At 48.1% G+C, this 17337-nt stretch carries 20 protein-coding genes, 6 tRNA genes and 1 rRNA gene; all 27 read right to left on the reverse strand.

Annotated features, from left to right (window positions below; all coding sequences use genetic code 11):
- Window positions 1–56: 56 nt before the first annotated feature.
- Entirely contained in the window at window positions 57–443 is a 387-nt protein-coding gene (locus INF29_RS08305; RefSeq protein WP_193485912.1) for a cysteine-rich VLP domain-containing protein, read from the reverse strand.
- Window positions 433–2058 carry a relaxase/mobilization nuclease domain-containing protein gene (locus tag INF29_RS08310; protein ID WP_193485914.1) on the reverse strand — a complete coding sequence of 542 codons (1626 nt, stop codon included), beginning with the start codon at window positions 2056–2058 and terminating at the stop codon, window positions 433–435. Before INF29_RS08310 ends, INF29_RS08305 begins: the two co-directional genes overlap by 11 nt.
- A complete protein-coding gene (locus INF29_RS08315; RefSeq protein ID WP_002596229.1) occupies window positions 2030–2428 on the reverse strand; it encodes a plasmid mobilization protein in 399 nt (132 codons plus the stop codon). Before INF29_RS08315 ends, INF29_RS08310 begins: the two co-directional genes overlap by 29 nt.
- Before the next feature lie 497 nt (window positions 2429–2925).
- Window positions 2926–3138, reverse strand: coding sequence for a helix-turn-helix domain-containing protein (locus INF29_RS08320; protein WP_002586615.1), 213 nt, complete (start codon window positions 3136–3138; stop codon window positions 2926–2928).
- Window positions 3131–3553, reverse strand: a complete 423-nt coding sequence (locus INF29_RS08325) for a sigma-70 RNA polymerase sigma factor region 4 domain-containing protein (protein WP_002586616.1) — start codon at window positions 3551–3553, stop codon at window positions 3131–3133. Before INF29_RS08325 ends, INF29_RS08320 begins: the two co-directional genes overlap by 8 nt.
- Before the next feature lie 171 nt (window positions 3554–3724).
- A complete protein-coding gene (locus tag INF29_RS08330) occupies window positions 3725–4492 on the reverse strand; it encodes a class I SAM-dependent methyltransferase (protein WP_002586626.1) in 768 nt (255 codons plus the stop codon).
- Window positions 4493–4542: 50 nt separating this feature from the next.
- Window positions 4543–6462 (reverse strand): tetracycline resistance ribosomal protection protein Tet(W), encoded by a 1920-nt coding sequence (gene tet(W) / locus INF29_RS08335; protein ID WP_002586627.1) that lies wholly within the window; start codon window positions 6460–6462, stop codon window positions 4543–4545.
- A gap of 611 nt (window positions 6463–7073) precedes the next feature.
- Window positions 7074–7361 carry a hypothetical protein gene (locus INF29_RS08340; RefSeq protein WP_193485916.1) on the reverse strand — a complete coding sequence of 96 codons (288 nt, stop codon included), beginning with the start codon at window positions 7359–7361 and terminating at the stop codon, window positions 7074–7076.
- A gap of 3 nt (window positions 7362–7364) precedes the next feature.
- On the reverse strand, window positions 7365–7508 hold the full coding sequence (locus tag INF29_RS08345) for a hypothetical protein (protein ID WP_193485918.1): 144 nt from the start codon (window positions 7506–7508) through the stop codon (window positions 7365–7367).
- Window positions 7509–7522: 14 nt separating this feature from the next.
- Entirely contained in the window at window positions 7523–8446 is a 924-nt protein-coding gene (locus tag INF29_RS08350; RefSeq protein ID WP_193485920.1) for a hypothetical protein, read from the reverse strand.
- Window positions 8447–8461: 15 nt separating this feature from the next.
- Window positions 8462–9382: a coiled-coil domain-containing protein gene (locus tag INF29_RS08355; RefSeq protein WP_193485922.1), complete on the reverse strand. Its 921-nt coding sequence runs from the start codon at window positions 9380–9382 to the stop codon at window positions 8462–8464.
- Window positions 9383–9521: 139 nt separating this feature from the next.
- Window positions 9522–9593 (reverse strand) — tRNA-Gly (locus tag INF29_RS08360).
- A gap of 41 nt (window positions 9594–9634) precedes the next feature.
- Window positions 9635–9706, reverse strand: a tRNA-Gly gene (locus tag INF29_RS08365).
- Between the two features lie 52 nt (window positions 9707–9758).
- Window positions 9759–9830, reverse strand: a tRNA-Gly gene (locus INF29_RS08370).
- Between the two features lie 6 nt (window positions 9831–9836).
- Window positions 9837–9909 (reverse strand) — tRNA-Phe (locus INF29_RS08375).
- Between the two features lie 29 nt (window positions 9910–9938).
- Window positions 9939–10022: transfer RNA gene (locus tag INF29_RS08380), tRNA-Leu, on the reverse strand.
- 165 nt (window positions 10023–10187) lie between these two features.
- Entirely contained in the window at window positions 10188–10754 is a 567-nt protein-coding gene (locus INF29_RS08385) for a hypothetical protein (protein ID WP_193485924.1), read from the reverse strand.
- Complete coding sequence (locus tag INF29_RS08390; RefSeq protein WP_193485926.1) at window positions 10751–11506, reverse strand: permease prefix domain 1-containing protein; 756 nt, start codon at window positions 11504–11506, stop codon at window positions 10751–10753. Before INF29_RS08390 ends, INF29_RS08385 begins: the two co-directional genes overlap by 4 nt.
- 26 nt (window positions 11507–11532) lie before the next feature.
- A complete protein-coding gene (locus tag INF29_RS08395) occupies window positions 11533–12093 on the reverse strand; it encodes a hypothetical protein (protein WP_193485928.1) in 561 nt (186 codons plus the stop codon).
- On the reverse strand, window positions 12090–12800 hold the full coding sequence (locus INF29_RS08400) for a permease prefix domain 1-containing protein (RefSeq protein WP_193485930.1): 711 nt from the start codon (window positions 12798–12800) through the stop codon (window positions 12090–12092). Before INF29_RS08400 ends, INF29_RS08395 begins: the two co-directional genes overlap by 4 nt.
- Before the next feature lie 12 nt (window positions 12801–12812).
- Entirely contained in the window at window positions 12813–13481 is a 669-nt protein-coding gene (locus INF29_RS08405; RefSeq protein ID WP_193485932.1) for a hypothetical protein, read from the reverse strand.
- A gap of 15 nt (window positions 13482–13496) precedes the next feature.
- The gene (locus INF29_RS08410; protein WP_193485934.1) at window positions 13497–14078 is read right to left on the reverse strand and encodes a hypothetical protein; all 582 of its coding nucleotides are present in this window, start codon (window positions 14076–14078) and stop codon (window positions 13497–13499) included.
- The gene (locus INF29_RS08415) at window positions 14075–14800 is read right to left on the reverse strand and encodes a permease prefix domain 1-containing protein (protein WP_072853732.1); all 726 of its coding nucleotides are present in this window, start codon (window positions 14798–14800) and stop codon (window positions 14075–14077) included. The genes INF29_RS08410 and INF29_RS08415 overlap by 4 nt, the downstream gene beginning before the upstream one ends.
- A complete protein-coding gene (locus INF29_RS08420) occupies window positions 14769–15131 on the reverse strand; it encodes a PadR family transcriptional regulator (protein ID WP_022253690.1) in 363 nt (120 codons plus the stop codon). The genes INF29_RS08415 and INF29_RS08420 overlap by 32 nt, the downstream gene beginning before the upstream one ends.
- A 364-nt stretch (window positions 15132–15495) precedes the next feature.
- Window positions 15496–16755, reverse strand: a complete 1260-nt coding sequence (locus INF29_RS08425; protein WP_193485936.1) for a PepSY domain-containing protein — start codon at window positions 16753–16755, stop codon at window positions 15496–15498.
- A 182-nt stretch (window positions 16756–16937) separates the two neighbouring features.
- Window positions 16938–17018 (reverse strand) — tRNA-Tyr (locus INF29_RS08430).
- A 211-nt stretch (window positions 17019–17229) separates the two neighbouring features.
- A 16S ribosomal RNA gene (locus tag INF29_RS08435) occupies window positions 17230–17337 on the reverse strand; the annotation flags it as partial.

The following is a 17337-nucleotide window of genomic DNA, read 5'->3' on the forward strand; positions in this document are numbered from 1 at the left end:
GGGGAAAAGGATAAATGTATCGCACACCCTTTGACACCCACGAAAAAAGCCTTGATTTATGCGGGTTTGAAAGGCTCTAAAGCGTGACATTTATGCCTTTGTTTCCGCTTTCGCTCGGCGGCTTTGATTTTCTTCATGCGTCCGGCGCAGCCGGGGCAGTATTTTCCCCGGTTGGATTTGGGGACAAAGGCCGCGCCGCAGACGGCGCACCGTTTCCGGCTCCCCCGGTACAAGAGGGCTGCGGCCAGCTCCCCGTCAAGGGGCAGGACAGCCACACGGAACCACCGGCACATGAGGGAAAAGGAAATGCTCTGGACGCACACGCAAGGCTCCCCGTCGTCCAATAGCAGGCAGTTCCCCTCATCGTAGTTACAGCACTCATGTACCAGCCGCCGCGCCCGCCGGTGCTGGCGGTAGTCCATGTGGGGCAGGTTATCGCTCATGGCTCTGCTCCTTTCTGCGGTGCGGCTCGTCCCGGCGCAAAATCTGGTCGATGTTCCGCTTGACGGTCTGCAACTCCTTGAACCGCTGTTTCTGTTCGTGATAGGTGTTATACAGGCCGTCTTTCTCGGAGATAAGCTGCTCGATCTCGGCCTGCAACGCTTTCCGGGCGGGCAGCTTGGTAATGCCATGCGCCTTGAAATACCGGGCTGCTGCGTCGGCTATGATAAAATCGCTCTCATGGGCCTGCCGGTATGCGGCGCGGGCTTTCTCGGATTTCTGTGCCCGCAGCCCGTCGCGGGCGGCCTTGGTCTGGGCGTAGGCCAACACCTGCCGCTGCAACTTCTTTTTCCCTTGCAGCTTCGTTTCCAGTGCTTTCAGTTCGCCGCTGGTCTGGCGCATTTTCTGATAGGCGGTGTCAACGGCGGCTTCTAACTGCTCCGGGGAAGTAAAGCCGTATTGCTGGTAGACGGACAGCGTTTTGGCGGCCTGCTTCAGATTGTGTATCTTCGCCCAGCGTTCATAGCCCCGGCCTTTGCCCTCGGCCATTTTCTGCTCAATGTCCACAAGCCGCTGCACTCCGTCCTGTTTCGGGGCGGCTATCTCGGCTCTGGCAACCTGCAAGCGGTCTTTTATGGTGCGTGGGGGATCGGGGGATCTGGCTGGCGCTTCGGCTGCTCTGGCGGCGTTTTGCTCTAAAACGGCAAAGACAGCGGCGCGGTCAAAATCGTCGCCCAGCTTCCGGGCGGTAATTGGCTTTGTCCTGTCCGGCGTGAGGTAGGAAAGCCGCCCCCGGCTCTCCTTGACGGCCACGCCCTCCCGCAGCAGCAGAGAGGAAAACTCGTCAAAGCTGGCGGCGGTGGCAAGGGCTTTCCGTAGGGTCTGCCGCAGCTTCTCCTTGTTCGTTTCAAACTTGGTCTGCCGGGGCGTGATACTATCGGCAATCATGGGGGCGTTCTGCTTGTCCAGCGCGGCCTGTCCCTTTTTCTGCGCCCAATACTCCCGGTCGGTGACGCGGTTCTTGCTGCCGTTCAAGAGGTCGATTTGATAAAGCCCCTCCCGGTGGCACATCTCCATGACTTCGGATTTGAAGTAGCGCAGGGCAGCGTCGGTACATCGGTGCTTGCAGCCGACTTTCGTATCGGCCGGCCTGTCCATGTAGGGCAGGAACGGCACTTCCTCAATCCGCAGGCTGTTTATGACGATATGCACATGAATGTTGCCGCTGTGGTTATGCCCGTCCGGGTGGGTGCAGACAAGGGCCTGGTGGCCGGGAAAATGCTCTTTACAGAATTGTTCCCCCAACGCCTGCGCCCGGTCTACGGTCAGGCCGTTGTCCGGCCCGTCCCGCGGGTCAAAGCTGATGATGTAGTGGTGGCTTTTCACATCTTCCCGCCGCTGGTTTTTCTGATAGCGGAGATTGGCCCGCATACACGCAACGGCAAAATCCTCCCCGTCGCAGTTCAGCGTGGACAGCCGGTAGTCCTCGCGGGGGATAAGCCTGCCGGTTTCATCAAGGACGGGCTTCATGGTAAACTCGTCATGCTCAAAGAGAAGATATTGCTCGGCGGCTCCGTAGTCGGCGTTTTTAGAGTTGATATGCTTGAGTGTTGCCAACCGCGTCACCTACTTTCTTGAGGACTTCATACTTGAGGACGGCAAGGTCGGATATGGCGGCGCGTACCTCGCCGGAAAGGGTGTTGTAGGGTACGCCGTATTCGTTCAGATACCGGGCAATCTGATTGAGGTTGCCGCCGATCCTGCCGTACTCGGCTGTCAGCTTCCCGACAGCGGAAAGCAACTCGTCATTGACCGACGACACATGGACAACCGGGCGTATGGTCGCCCGCCGTATCGCCTGCCGGAGAAATTCGGACTGGCTGATACCATAGGGCGCAAGCCGCGCTGTGAAGTCGGCATACTCATCTTCGGACAGCCGGGTTTTCACAACGCGGCTGCGGTGGGGCGTGTTGTATTTCTTTCGCATGGTGTGACCTCCTTTCTCGCCCGTAAGGGCGCATGAGCAGGGTTTGGGGAAGGCACTCCCCAACAAGTTTCCCGCGAGGGGCAAAACTGCAGAATTGCGGATTTTGGCACCGTGGTAGAAACTTGCTCTCCGTGACTGCAAACTTTCTCTCACTTCCGTCCGCCACTTTTTTGGAAAACTGCAACCACAAAAGTTTGTTTCTCTTTTTCTGCTACTACTAATCCTGTAAAGGGCATTCCTGCCCGCTTTCGCTAAAATGACACCGGACGCAGTGGTTTCTACCCGGTGTTGGAGAAATCCTTTCTCTTTGCCCTCTACTACGGGTAAATGCTCCAAATGCCAAACACCAGGGCAGAAAAATTCCCTCCTCGCTTACTACTACAACCGGCAGGGGGCAAAATGGCCGGGAGCGGAGCCGGACAACAAAAAAAGCAGTAAATCTTTTTCAAGACTTACTGCTTTCGCTGGCCGCGTCGGTGGCGGCTGGTATTCAGTTTTTATGACTTGTCCGGTGGTTCGTCAAGCCGGAACTTGAATTGACAGTCAATTAACCGCTGCTTTACATAGTCCTCCACCTCGGCGTTGACCTGCCCGTTCACTTTTGAGAAATAGCGGATATATCCGGCGTAGTGGAGCAGGACAGCGTTCACGGCTTCTGGGTCGCCCTCACGGGCTTTGAGGATTGTTTCATAGGGGAGAAGTCTACTCATACCGGCTCACCCCCATTTCTTCGCGTAGCCGCTGCAAGGCAAGCTGGATATGCCGCCCCGCTGTGCTGCGTGACCGGCCAATACACGCGCCGATCACGCGCTGCGGCTGGCGCAGAAAGTAATAGCGCAGGATTTCTTCCCGCGTCTGCTCCGGCAAAACAGAGATCGCGTCGGCAAGGGCGGCGTTGCAGAGCAGGACGGTCTGACCGCAGACGGTAAATGGGTATTCCTCGTCCGGCTCCGACGCGGCAAACTGGACAAACTTCTCGTTCATCAGATAGTCAAGGGAAACTTGCCGTTCCCATTGCCGTTTAAGCTTCAAAATCTTGTCCAAGGCGGCACAGCGGATAACAGTCTTGCAAAAGGCGTTGTACCTGCGCTGGATATATTCTTGATAGGCTATCTGGTCGGTCATGGAAATTCCCCTTTCTGAATAATAGTGCGGGGCGGTGGCACTTCTTGCTGTCGCCCCTTGATTGCCTACCAGCAAAGGCGGGCGGGGCTGTCAACGGCTGCGCATATGCGCCGTTCATCTTGACCGTTGACTGGCTCGGCTGGGTTTGCTATTTACCCGACAAACTTGAATTTATTTTAAGCTATCACGTTTTACCTTCTTAAGCCTTACTATCATTACCATAGGAATTTCTTTGTTGGTTTTAAAACATTCTTCATAAAATCCATCAATGACAAATCCAGCTCTAAAACAAAGGTTAAAAATATCTTGTATGGAACGATGATAATAAATCTGCTCTTTCGGTTGCCCTTCAATCGCTATATCATAGTAACTGTGCGGTGTCATATATTTTTCAGTCAACGTGACAAAACAAGGGTGTTGCGTTGCAAAGACAAAAATTCCGCTTTCCTGCAACAGTTCATAAACAGCCATAAGAAGTGGTTCAATATCCGTAATATCCATAATTGCCATATTAGAAACTGCTTTCGTAAAGGCTCGATTTCTTTTTAATTCTAATATACTTTTTCTATCGGTCGCATCCGCCACACAAAATTCAATTTGTTTTGCATATTGTGATTGCCGTCTTTTAGCCAATTCTATCATTTTTTTGCTGTAATCAAAAGCGACAACCGAAGCGCCTCTTTGTGCAAGATACGAAGAATAATTTCCATTGCCACACGCAATATCCAAAATGTAATCCGCAGGATTAGGAGATAGAAGTTCCGTTACTTTGGGACGCACTACCTCTCTGTGAAATTCATTAGATTCGTCACCCATTGCATTATCCCAAAATTGTGCGTTCTCCTCCCAGATTTTTTTACTTTCCTCTGTTCCCATGTTCTCTCCCACTCCCCAAATTTGCTTTTTTGCTTCCATTAAATCTTCCTTACTATATTCCATTGTTACCCTCCATAACTTCTGATTGTTGCCGTCTTGACGATTATGTATCTTTACATTACCTTCTGAAACATATGGCGCACCTTGTCCAGGCGGCTGTTTGGACGGCGGGGCTGGATGACCGGCTGACCGACAGCGGCCTGATATCCTTTCAGCTCTGTAAGGCATACGCTCCGCCCGTTGGTGTAAAAGGCCAGATCAGTACGGTATGCCTGTATACAGCGGGCGGGAATCTCGCCAGTAAAGACAACTTCATCCTTTTTTACCTGGGCCGTTTCGATGGTGGCACAGTATTTCGGTGCATCATGATAAGCCCTGGAAAGGTATTCCTGGGGCGCATAGAGGATGAAGGAGAGATAAGGTTCCAGCAGCTGCGTCCCCGATTCCTTCAATGCCTGTTCCAATACAATCGGGGCCAATGAGCGGAAGTCCGCCGGCGTGCTGACCGGACTGTAATAAAGCCCGTATTCAAAGCAAATCTTACAGTCCGTTACGTTCCAGCCGAACAAGCCCTGCTCCAGCCCGTAACGGATACCATCCCTGACAGCGTTTTGAAAACTCTGGTTCAAGTATCCCAGCGAAACCCGGCTCTCGTATTGTACACCGGAGCCAAGCGAGAGTGGTGTAACAGACAGTCCTATGGATGCCCAAAACGGGTTGGGCGGCACCTCGATATGGATGGTGTGGCTGGCTGCTTTGAGCGGCCGCTCCATATAAATGACGGAGGGTTCCTTTACCACTGTTTCAAGCTTGTATTTTTCCGACAGCAAAGCGGAAACAACCTCCAACTGCACCCGGCCCAAAAAAGAAAGAATGATCTCATGGGTGATGGAATCCACTTCGCAACGCAAAAGCGGGTCAGTATCCGCAAGTTGCGTAAGAGCGTCCAGCAGCCGTTCTCTTTGCGCTGCCGTTTTCGGCGCAATCGTCGTCCGCAGCATGGGGAGGGGGTCCTCGCGCCACCTTTTACGAGGGAGCCGGGTTTGGTCCCCTAATACATCGTTTAACCTCACGCTGTCGCTGGGAAGGATAACAATTTCACCCTGATAAGCGGTGTCTGTCCGAACAATTTCCCCTTTGGATGGAATACGCATCTCTGTGATTTTCAGCTTTTCTCTCCCGGCCAGGGCCACCGTATCCCGCAGGCGCAGCGTTCCGCTGTATAACCGTAGATAGACACGCCGCTGGCCGCAATCGGTGTACTCAACCTTGAAAACGCTGCCGCATAGGGCGGCGCCCCCCTGTTCCCCAATCGGTTGGAACAGCCCTGTCACCGCATCCATCAACGGTTGAATGCCAAGGCCATTTTTGGCGCTGCCATGATAGACTGGGAACAGGGAGGCGTCTTGAACCCGCTGCTGTTCCTCCCGCGCAAGTTTTTCCCGGCTGATTGGTTCTCCTGCGATATACTTTTCCAATAATTCATCGTTATTTTCGATGACCGCATCCCATGCTTCTATGTCGGTATTTTCCTCCAGGACTATTTCCGGGGACAGCGACACCGTCTGCTTGATGATAATATCGGCGGAGAGCTTATCCCGAACAGACTGAACCACGCTCTGCAAATCAACGCCAGCCTGGTCGATCTTGTTGATAAAGATAACGGTGGGAATGTTCATTTTCCGCAGGGCATGGAACAGAATACGGGTCTGGGCCTGCACGCCATCTTTAGCGGAGATCACCAAGATGGCCCCATCTAAAACAGCCAAAGAGCGGTACACCTCCGCCAAAAAATCCATGTGGCCGGGCGTATCCACAATGTTAACTTTACATCTGTGCCACTGGAAGGAAGTGACTGCCGCTTGAATGGTAATCCCACGCTGCCGCTCCAAAAACATGGTGTCCGTCCTCGTTGTCCCTTTTTCGACGCTCCCCGGTTCTGAAATGGCTCCGCTGGCATATAGCAGGCTCTCCGTCAAGGTCGTCTTTCCAGCGTCTACATGGGCAAGAATTCCAATATTGATTATTTTCATGTGATTGTCCTCCCTTTACAGCCCCAAAGGGCATAAAAATCCCCAGCAGTAAAATACTTTTACCACTGGGGATTATAAGTTGCGGACATACACATATACAGCATACACCTGTTTGTGATTGCTGTTTTTGGGGATATGTCAAAATTGATAAGGCAAAAGTATTCTTAAATTGGGTACAAAAAACTAAGCCCCTACAAAAGGAGCTATCATAATCCTTTGTTCCCACTATTTGATTATAGTTTTATTTAAGAATACCTTGCCGCATATTTTTTACTCCTTTTCTGGATTAAATCATTGTATCACATCAGTTTTAGGAAAGCAAGTACCTAAAAGAAATTTTTCTTCCCCTTATATGTAACAATCATACCGGCTTCCTAGCGTTCAGAATGTTTTCTGCTGTCTGCTGTGGTGTTTGGTTGGAATTGTCCAACCAAAAGCCGATCCGTGGTGTTGTCTGCATTTTACTAAATACAAATTCAATGTATACAGAAAGATATAAGGAGTGGGAGGGATTCCGCCGTAGTTGGCATTGTAGGAAAATCCAAAAGTTTAGATTTTCCCACAATGCTTATCTTTTGGTCTTTGGTTCGGAATAGTGTAGTGCTGGCGGTCTATCTCTTGTTTTCGGTTGCTTGCTTCCTTACCGTACATGAGCATTCCATCTGGGCTGCTTTTTCTTTCAAAGCAGTTTCATATTTTTCTTTGCTGCCACGAAGTCTACGCACTTCTGAATCCACAGACTGCAATTCTTTTTCCACCTGCTCCAGAACCCCTTTGGCTTCTTCCAGCCGCAAAGCCGCTTCTTCCGCTTCTTTCTGCTCTTTTTCCAAATTTTTCTGTTTCGTACCTGAGAGAGAGGACAGTATAGAGGTCATGGTCAATCCTTCCAAATCTTTCACATCCTAGACTTCTCGGCGGTGCTCCACGGACAGTTCCAGCATTTTTTCTTCCAGTTGTTTCCGCCGTGCCCGCAATTCCTCTCTCTTTTTGCATAGAGTTTCTTCCATATGGCAGTTTTCACGCAATTCCCACAAATTCTGTTCCATACGAATCCCCCATTTCACAGCTGTTCCATATGTGTCTGCCATTCCTGCCGCAATTGCTCTTTTTTCTTCTGATTTTCCTCTTTTCGCTGCTGGATGCTTTCACAGACCCGCTCTATTTCCTTTTCCAGACGCCGCATATTAGAAAGGCTTTCTGTAATCTCCTGCTGCACCAGATAATCTATGAGAAACCCATCGAACAGATAATCCATCATAGACCATTCTGTGCCAAATTTATCGACACCCACTGTATCTGCTCCGGCAATATCAGACAGTTCTGCACGGAATTTTCTAAGAAGATATTCGATTTCTGTCATGGCACATTTCGCCTGATTCATCCGGTCACGTTTCATCATGGTGGTCATCATGCCGCCGCCCATCATATCCACAACGCCCCAGCTTTCAGCAGAATCCAGCGCATGCAAGGCGTTTTCCACTTGGACATGCACATCTCTGCCTGCGTCCAGTGCTTCCTGTAATTCTTTATCCTCAGCTTCCAGCGCTCCAATTTCTTTTTGCAGCTGCAAAAAGCCGGTATCCTGCCCCATGGCTTCCAGTTCTGCGGCTCGTTCTTCCAGGGCTTTCTGATACTTGATTTCACATCCCTGCAAACGAAAAAGCTCGTCCCTGTTTTTTCGGATTTCTTCTTCCAGTTTTTGAAAGGCACTGTCGGCGGCTTCCTTTTGCAGCAAAGCCTCTTGGGCTTCCTGACGCTCTTTTTCCAGCTGTTCTTCTTTCCTGCCAGAAAGGGCAGAAAAAATCCCTGCCAGACTGATGCCTTCCAGCTTATCCACATCTTTTTGTTCTTCTTGCCAACGCTGTGTGGCAGCGTCCAATTCCTGTTTCAATTTCCGCCGCTGTTCACAGAGTGCCTCCTGTTTCCGTTCCAAAGCTGCTTTGCGATGTACCTGCTGTTGTAATTCCTGCCAATACTGTACCATACGCATCCCCCATTCTTACAACTGTGCCACCTGATTTTCCCACTGCTTCTGCAAAGTCGTCTGTTTTTGCCGAATACTCCGCAGCTCTTCCAGAATCCCTCGTTCTTTTTCCTCCAGCGCACCACTGAAGTTGTGCAGACGAGCAAGAGCCATTTCGATTTCATCCTGCACAGACCAATCGATGAGGATATTATCCAGAAAAATATCCCAGCCGCGCTGTCTTCTGGCTTCCTGCAAATGATCCTGGGCTGCCAAAAGCTGCTTGTCCTCCACAACTCTGGCACGTTTGACAGCTTCCTGTAAGCCTGCCATTGCCTCTTTGGCTTTCTGTACCCGTTCCTGTTTCAAATAAGAACTGAGCAGACTGCCTCTGCCTGCATCCCAACGACCATACCCTGCGGCATCCTCCAAAATACCAAGTACATTCCGTACTTCCCAGCGCACGTCTGCAATTCGGTTTCTTTTTTCCAGCAAAGCCTGTTCCTGTTCTTCCAGACTGTGAATCTGTGCCTGCAAAGCCTTCATGCCGCTGTCTGTGCCTGCTGCCTCCAATTCCTCTGCCCGCTGGATGATATAATCTTCATAACGGGTTTGACTGCCGCTCAATTGGCCGATGCGTTGATCCAGCTGCCGCAGAGTATCCTCCATTTGCGCAATTTCCTGCTGTACCTTCTGATATTTTACCTCCACCTGAGCAGCTTCTGCCTGTTCCTGTGCCAGCGTTTCTTCATATTTGCCTGTGGCTTTCGTAAAGAGGTTCCGCACGCCTCCCTGTTCCATCCGTGCCACATCTTCCAGTTCTTTCTGCCGCAGCACCGCCAGTTCCCTTTCATAGCTGCAAAGGCTTCTATATTCCACTTCCAGACTGTCCCGCTTCCGGCGCAAAGTCTGTTCTTCTTCCATTTCCGCCTGCAATGCTTGCAGCCGTTCATCCATACCAGACACCCCCTTCTGACAAAAACTATTTTTTCCATCATATCATAAAAGCACATAAAAAACTGCGCCATTGCACCAGAAAATTCTTACGAATATTTTAAAACAAAAAAAAGAGCATCCAAAAGATACTCTCTGAAACAGCGCGAGACGAGATTCGAACTCGCGACCCTCGCCTTGGCAAGGCGATGCTCTACCACTGAGCCACTCGCGCATAAGATATCAAATTTTTTTCAGAAAGCAGGATACGTAGAAAGCGCGAGACGAGATTCGAACTCGCGACCCTCGCCTTGGCAAGGCGATGCTCTACCACTGAGCCACTCGCGCATAAAGTATCCATGCTTCCTATGAAATTGCTTCTGTGCCTGATAACACAAAAAGCGCGAGACGAGATTCGAACTCGCGACCCTCGCCTTGGCAAGGCGATGCTCTACCACTGAGCCACTCGCGCATAAAGTGCCCAGAACCGGAATCGAACCAGTGACACGAGGATTTTCAGTCCTCTGCTCTACCAACTGAGCTATCTGGGCATATACAGATTTCTACCATCAAAAGGAAGTGCCCGAGACCGGGATCGAACCGGTACGAGTGTTACCTCGCAGGATTTTAAGTCCTGTGCGTCTGCCAATTCCGCCACTCGGGCTTATCCTGTCGTCGTTTGACGGCTTGTTAATAATACCAAAAGAAAAAGACTTTGTCAACGGTTTTTCCTAAATTTTTTTTGAAGAAGTTTTTCTCACCTCAAATCATAGCCAAAAAAGCTGTAATTTCCGGCAAAAAAGGGGAATCTGCCTTTTTCATTCCCCTCTTACCATGTATACTCTGCCAAAACGTTACCCTGCGCATCTGTCCCGATCATAGATGATACACCATACTGATTTTTCTGATATTCTTCCAGTATATGATTTCCATAAAAATAGCCATCCTCCCGCACCGGCAGCGTTCCCTCATAGTACACTTCGTTGTTTTCCAGTCTGCTCAAGGTATACTGTACTTGTGTCACACCATCTACCTGACAGATACCATAGAGTACGTCCATATCACTCTGATACTCTCCCCAAAGGGGCGGCAAACGCAGTCTGTCATCCTCTGGAAAAACATAATGTCCGCCGCTTCTGCTGCCCCAGAAAATCCCCATGTGGCGTTCCATGACACAATAATTCAGATTCTGTCCCCATTTTCCCAGTATGAAATATGTACCTTCAGCGCCTTCCCCTTCCAATAGGATTTCCTCTGACGGTCCAACATGTTGATACTTTTCCTCAGCGGCAAAATATTGATGGGGTGTCAGCCTAAAATCAAATAATTTCATATACCCACCCATGCAAATTGCCATCAGCAGCAAATACAGCAGAATTTGTTTTCTTCGCTTCATTTACCTTCCTCCTTTTGGGGCAGGGGAATTTTCATGTCAAATTGACGTCCTTCCCTATCATAAATAAAATGGCACTCTTTTGCGTCAGCTGGAAAATCTGGATAAGTTATGCTGCCCGCTTCGTAATAAATTCCGCTAACTGCAATCTGTGTATTACGGGGGCGAAATTGGCTGGTATAATTTTCTCCGTCTGTCAGATAGCAGTCATAAAAGTCAAAGGTTCCAGTCAATGCTGTAGAAAACAGTTCCTGATAGGTAATGTACTTTAATTCCATATCGCCATTTTGATAATACCGGAGTTCTTCCACGCCCACGACCATATCATCTACTTTTACCTGTCGATTCACTTCCACGGTATAGACCAGATTCTCCGGTGTTTCTTCATATAGTTCCGTAAAAAACCGATCCACAGCCCCATATCCCGTACCAATGGCACGGCATCCGCCTACAGAAATCACAGGCAATCCAAAGGCAATAAATATCAGTATAAACAGCCTGCGTACCCACAGCCACACGTACCCCAAAACAGGATTATGGGCTTCATTCAGCTCTTTTCCCAATTCCTCGCTGTCCCCCATATAATCCACCGTCAGCTGTGCCGCCTGTTCCTCGTCAATGTCCTGCGAAAGCAAGTCTTCGTATAAATCCTCCATGTGCTCCCGCAATTCCTGTCCGATGTCATAACGGTCAAAGCGGAATTTGACATGGGAAGTCACCGCTGTAATATAATTTTCAAATAGTTCCTTAGCCATGTCATGTTCCCCCTTCTGTCTTACACCTACTGACTGTCTTTTCCTATCACTTCTCCGGCTGCATTTTTGCAGATGACTTCTTTCACCCAATAATTCATTGTTCTTGGTACATAGGAATCCAAAGCCATACTGAAAAATCCATTTTCCCCCACAGGAATGGTATACCGTCCAACTTCCTGCCATTCATTTTTCTCACTTTTCCATTCTTCCACAACACAGACCACTTCCACAGCTTCTGGTTCCTTCGTCTGACCAACAATGAAATCCTCTAAAATCCATGCTCTTGTTTTTTCTTTCACCGGAAAATAACCAGCCCAATGTTCATTGGTATGCTTCCAAAAAATACCCATACTCGGCTTTGCAGATACAACATAGAATCCTTCCTGTTCTATTCCCACAAAGCATAGACAATCATCACCTCTGGTTCCGATTTCCATAACTTCTTGCGCAGGTCCCAGCCATTCCGCTTTTTCTGCACTGCGAAAGACCCTTTCCGGTGTCAGGTGATAGCCCCCTTGCCACAAAAACAGCAAGGCTGTCAATGCAATCAAAATGACATTTCTTACAATCTGCTTTTTCCGTTTCATTCTGCCATCACCCGCCCCTCTGTCAGGGAAACCTCAATTTCTTTTTCATAGCCTAAGAAAAATACGACCCTGTCCGCTTCCGGCGGCACATCATAACTCCAATTTCTGCCCTTTTCATAAAAAGGAGAATTGCTGGAAAACCGACCGCCATTTCCATGACAGATTTCTTCCCCCACATAAATTTCCGCATCAATGCCGCCTCTTCCCAGACTGCGGCTAAGCCATGGATTCTGGCGGATGTGATAGGTATATTCCAGTGTACCATCGTCATAATATCGGATTTCCTCTATCTGTACCTTGCTGCCATAAAGCTGGACCTCCAATACTGGCGAAATGGTATAAACCACATTCCCATTTTTGTGTTCTATCTGCTGAAGATAAGTATCTCCAAAGCTAACTCCTTGGATGATTCCCCATCCGACCAATGCAACCACACAAAGCCTTGCCATCCACCTTGTCACCAGCCAAATCCAGCCCCAAAGAGGATGATGGACTTCGTTCAGCTCCTTGCCCAATTCCTCGCTGTCCCCCATGTAATCCACCGTCAGCTGTGCCGCCTGCTCCTCGTCAATGTCCTGTGAAAGCAGGTCTTCGTATAAATCCTCCATATGTGCCTGTAATTCCTTGGCAATGGCACGGCGGTCAAAGGGAAATTTCACATGGGAAGTCACCTCTCGGATATATGTATCAAATTTTTCTCTCTCCATGACTTCCCTCCTTTAAGGTCTTGCCTTTCGTTCTTTCACATCTTCATATGCCCAGCCGCCAACAGAAGAAATCTGCGGCTGATGTCCTTCCACATCATATTCCTTTCCGTCTTTGCCCAAACCCTTTCGGTATACCACTTCCCCTGCAGATGTTCTGCCTTCCACATAGCCCACATAAAACATGTCGGCTTTTTCCTGTGGAAAGTCCATTTTCTCATGGAAAAAACCATTTTCCCCAACAGGCAGTGTGATTTCTTCCACAGGCTTCAAATCCTCCACTTCATCCTCCATGGAATAAAACAGGCAGGTCACTTCCGTAACTTCCGGCAGCAGAGAAAGCCCCACCAGAACACTTTCCTTTGTGAGCCTTGCATCCACATCCCCGTACATGGAGTGGTATCCTTCCACATCCACATCGGTGGACATTCGCCAGAACAACCCCAAATATGGTTCCACCGGAATCACCGAAAGACCATTGTTCCATTTTCCCACATAAATCTGACTGCCATCTCCTCTGGGATAGGTCAGAAGGATTTCTTCCGATGGTCCGTAACGCAGTCCCCGCTCTGCTCCATGAAAAGCAGCTTCCGGTGAAAAATAAAGTCGATTACTCCTGACCCATAGACCGCCGCAAAGAATCAACACCAGCAGGAACAAAACACATTGTTTGATTCGTTTCATTTTCATCACCTGCTTTTATACATCCGCACCCTTTATAAATATGGTCTCACCAGACTTTCCTTTTGCTTCCACATACTCAACGGTGTATCCATATTCTGTCGATGCCTCTACAGGCAAAGAGGTTTCTCCATAGAAAAATCCATCTTCCCCGATTTCCATAGTCAGTTCCTTTACAAAAACAGACGCTTTTTCCACTTCGTCATAGACATACAGTTTGCACGTAACTTCTGTGGCTTCTGGCAGTTCACACAAGCCCACAATGTAGTTCTCCTCTGTCAAAAACGCCTCCACAGGTTCCTCTATGAGCAAACAATGCATATTACCATTTATCAGGTCAGTGCTTTTCCAAAATATCCCCCATTTCGGCTCTACACCAACCACAGAAAGCCCTTCTTCCCAACGTCCCACCAAAACCTGACTGCCATTTTCTTTTTCATAAGTCAGCAAAATTTCATTTGATGGACCATAACGCAGCCCCTGTTCCTCTGCCGCCATAGCTGCTTCCGGTGACAAATGCAGTCCGCTGCGCCAAAAAACATATCCGCCACAAAAGAGCAGGACCAGCAAGAAAATAACGATCTGTTTTCCACGCTTCATTCTGCCATCACCCTGCCTTCTGTCAGGGAAATTTCAATTGGTTCTCCCCAGCCATTGCCCAAATCCGCATTTGCCCGGATTTCCAGCCGGTCCGCTTCTTCCGGTACATCCCTCAGCTTGATTTGACCTTTTCCATAATAACGTCCGTCTTTATAACTTCCTTCCCCATTGTAGCACTGTGTTTCTCCCACATAAGGAAAGGCACGGATTTCAAAAGTCCAATATTCATCTCTGGAAAAAGGATTTCGCCATGTGGCATAATCCACTTCCATCCTGCCGTCCTCATAGTACACAATTTTATCGATGTACAAGGTATAATCGTAAACCTGTTTTTCCACATCAGGAGAAATGGTATATACCACTTCGCTGGCAGAAGCCGGATACACTTCCGCAAAATACCCTTTTGCAATGCCGATGCCTGTATCCAAAAGACCAAAAGCCGTTTTTGCTGCCACCACAATGCAAAGGATGCCTAATATCAGCCAAACATACCCCAGAACAGGATGATGGGCTTTATCCAGCTCTTTTCCCAGTTCTTCGCTATCTCCCATGTAGTCCACAGTCAGTTCTGCCGCTTGTTTCTCATCAATGTCTTGAGAAAGCAGGTCTTCATACAAATCCTCCATGTGTTCCGCCAGCTCCTGCCGGATTTTCCTGCGGTCAAAGGCAAAACGCACATGGGATACCACATCATTCAAGTACCGTTCCCAAGGTTCCCGCATAGCCACTCCCCCTTATGACACGCTCCACAGAACCGCAGAAGGTTTCCCACTGCTTCTTTTCTTCTGCAAGCTGTGCCTTGCCTGTCGCCGTAATACGGTAATACTTCCGTTCCTTGCCGCTTTCCGTTTTGGCGCGATAGGACTTCACCAGATTTTGGCTTTCCATACGATGAAGTACAGGATACAGTGTACCTTCCTTAAACTGGAATACATTCTGACTTCTGGCACTGATTTCCTTGATGATTTCATAACCATAACAGTCTTTTTCCGCCAATAAGGACAAAAGCATCAATACCGTACTGCCGCCTACCAATCCCTTATCTACTGCCATAATCATTCCCTCCTTTATACTTAGATTCTCTAGGTATATTATACCTTGTACATCTAGGTATCACAATGGGCATTCTGTGGAAAAAATCATACCTTTCTGGTGCATTCTGCCATATACTGTGGAAAACAATGTTTTTTCTGTGGAGAAATCCACAGAATCTGTGGACAACCCTGTGGACAAAGTGCAGCAAAAAAAGGATTCTCCTTAGGGGTACCTCATAAGAAAACAAAAAAGCTGAAATTCTTATAGAATTTCAGCTTTTCTTATTTTTATAAAAGTTTTATCTGGTATGTTTTCTTAAGGGGATTCTGCTTTCGAGAACCCCTTTTCCTGTTCCCTATCTCATTTTTGCTTTCAGAAAACATCAATCGTCATAATCTTTTTCTGCTTTCAGAACATTGCCGCTTGTGGCATCAATTTCATATTCGTATTCCATATTGCCTACACGGAATTCGATTTCGTATTTCTGTCTGCCATCATCATAATCCAGTTCGGTTTTTTCATACCGTACGTTGGAAGAGGAAACACCAGCATGTTTCAATGCGATTTTTCTTGCTTCGTCTGCGGAAATCACAGATGTGCTGCTGGGTTTGCTGTAGTTTTCCGCATCGTAGTCAACTTCTACAATTTTTCCTGTTGTTGCATCGATGGTGTAATCGTATTCCCGATTGCCTTTGTAAAATTCTACTTCGTAGTATTTTCTGCCATCGTCATAATCTGTGCCCGCTTTGACAAATTTCACCTGGTTTGCTTTCAGTCCAGCATCTTTCAGAGCAATCGCCTTCGCTTCTTCCAGACCGATGTCTTTTGTTGTTTCGGGACGTGTCCAACCGTCTACATCGTAGTCAACATCCAGAACTTTGCCTGTTGTCGCATCGATTTCAAAATCGTATTCTTTGTTGTCGGTATAGAATTCCACATCGTATACCCAACGTCCATCTTCATAATCCAGTTCTGCACGAATGAATGTCACATCTTTTGCCAGCAGATTGCTGTAGCCCAGCGCGATGTTTTTCGCGGATTCTCTGCCGATATATCCCTGTGCGATTTCTTCTTCCTCTGTTTCAAAGCTGTCTGCGTCAGTTACAGTAAAATCACCGCTGAGGGTAATGGTTTTCGTACTGTTATTCCATACCACATCTTTGTTCATGATTTCACCGATGGCACGCAGAGGCAGGTATGTGCTGCCGTTGTACAGAATCGGATATACCCGCTGACCGGTTACAGAATAAAATTCTTTTTCATCGTCTTCTACTACAATGGTAAAGTCCGGGCGTTCCTGTACACGGATATCTTTTTTGCCGATATAGGGATTGTCTTTGTTAGAAGAAGTGGAATCCCTTTCGCCGCTGATGGTAATGACTTTATTCTTTTCATCCCAGTTTACATTCTTGCCCATCAATTCGCCAATGGCACGCAAAGGCAGATAGGTTGTGCCTTCATACAGGATGGGATACACCGCATCACCACTGGATGTTTTGAAATCCACTTCGTCACCATCCACAACGATGGTAAAATCAGATCGAAGCTGTGCATCTGCGGTACGGATTGTTGCCCCAAATGTTGGTACCGCCATTGCTGCTGCCATAATTGCCGCTGTCACAATCGCAAAACGTTTCTTCATAAACAAGACCCCCTTTTCCAAACTCATCTCCTAGTTTTTTGATATAATTTATTTGACATCATTATATCATACTGTGGAATTGATTTCCAGTCACTTATATATTTTGAAATACAACTTCAACATATTTGTAATCTGGTTGTAATATAACAAAAAAAGACAAGCATTTCTGCTTGTCTTTTCAGTGGGCGGAGAAGGATTCGAACCTTCGAAGCTATCGCAACAGATTTACAGTCTGCCCCCTTTGGCCACTCGGGAATCCACCCATGTAGTGAAGTTATTTTTCGTTTATAAAATACCGACCTGACATTGCTCGCAATGTCACGAGGGATTTTATGAAAAATGACGGAACGGTTTTTCTTTCGTCAGAAAGAAAAAACATACCTTAGCACAGTGAAGTTATTTTTCTTTTATAAAAATCCTGCACTGTGAACGCTCAAAATAGAATAGTGATGATTTTCAACCTATACTCCATAGAAAGGAGGTGATCCAGCCGCACCTTCCGATACGGCTACCTTGTTACGACTTCACCCCAGTCACTGGCTTCACCTTCGGCGGCTCCTTCCTTACGGTTAGGTCACCGAC

This window comes from Anaerotignum lactatifermentans (assembly GCF_014982935.1).
GTDB lineage: Bacteria > Bacillota > Clostridia > Lachnospirales > Anaerotignaceae > Anaerotignum > Anaerotignum lactatifermentans.

Excerpts from the sequence above, each read along its gene's own strand:
- INF29_RS08305 (WP_193485912.1), bottom strand. The coding sequence starts at position 443 with ATGAGCGATAACCTGCCCCACATGGACTACCGCCAGCACCGGCGGGCG.
- INF29_RS08315 (WP_002596229.1), bottom strand. The coding sequence starts at position 2,428 with ATGCGAAAGAAATACAACACGCCCCACCGCAGCCGCGTTGTGAAAACC.
- INF29_RS08320 (WP_002586615.1), bottom strand. The coding sequence starts at position 3,138 with ATGAGTAGACTTCTCCCCTATGAAACAATCCTCAAAGCCCGTGAGGGC.
- INF29_RS08325 (WP_002586616.1), bottom strand. The coding sequence starts at position 3,553 with ATGACCGACCAGATAGCCTATCAAGAATATATCCAGCGCAGGTACAAC.
- INF29_RS08330 (WP_002586626.1), bottom strand. The coding sequence starts at position 4,492 with ATGGAATATAGTAAGGAAGATTTAATGGAAGCAAAAAAGCAAATTTGG.
- INF29_RS08345 (WP_193485918.1), bottom strand. The coding sequence starts at position 7,508 with ATGGAACAGAATTTGTGGGAATTGCGTGAAAACTGCCATATGGAAGAA.
- INF29_RS08350 (WP_193485920.1), bottom strand. The coding sequence starts at position 8,446 with ATGGTACAGTATTGGCAGGAATTACAACAGCAGGTACATCGCAAAGCA.
- INF29_RS08355 (WP_193485922.1), bottom strand. The coding sequence starts at position 9,382 with ATGGATGAACGGCTGCAAGCATTGCAGGCGGAAATGGAAGAAGAACAG.
- INF29_RS08385 (WP_193485924.1), bottom strand. The coding sequence starts at position 10,754 with ATGAAGCGAAGAAAACAAATTCTGCTGTATTTGCTGCTGATGGCAATT.
- INF29_RS08390 (WP_193485926.1), bottom strand. The coding sequence starts at position 11,506 with ATGGCTAAGGAACTATTTGAAAATTATATTACAGCGGTGACTTCCCAT.
- INF29_RS08395 (WP_193485928.1), bottom strand. The coding sequence starts at position 12,093 with ATGAAACGGAAAAAGCAGATTGTAAGAAATGTCATTTTGATTGCATTG.
- INF29_RS08400 (WP_193485930.1), bottom strand. The coding sequence starts at position 12,800 with ATGGAGAGAGAAAAATTTGATACATATATCCGAGAGGTGACTTCCCAT.
- INF29_RS08405 (WP_193485932.1), bottom strand. The coding sequence starts at position 13,481 with ATGAAACGAATCAAACAATGTGTTTTGTTCCTGCTGGTGTTGATTCTT.
- INF29_RS08410 (WP_193485934.1), bottom strand. The coding sequence starts at position 14,078 with ATGAAGCGTGGAAAACAGATCGTTATTTTCTTGCTGGTCCTGCTCTTT.
- INF29_RS08415 (WP_072853732.1), bottom strand. The coding sequence starts at position 14,800 with ATGCGGGAACCTTGGGAACGGTACTTGAATGATGTGGTATCCCATGTG.
- INF29_RS08420 (WP_022253690.1), bottom strand. The coding sequence starts at position 15,131 with ATGGCAGTAGATAAGGGATTGGTAGGCGGCAGTACGGTATTGATGCTT.
- INF29_RS08425 (WP_193485936.1), bottom strand. The coding sequence starts at position 16,755 with ATGAAGAAACGTTTTGCGATTGTGACAGCGGCAATTATGGCAGCAGCA.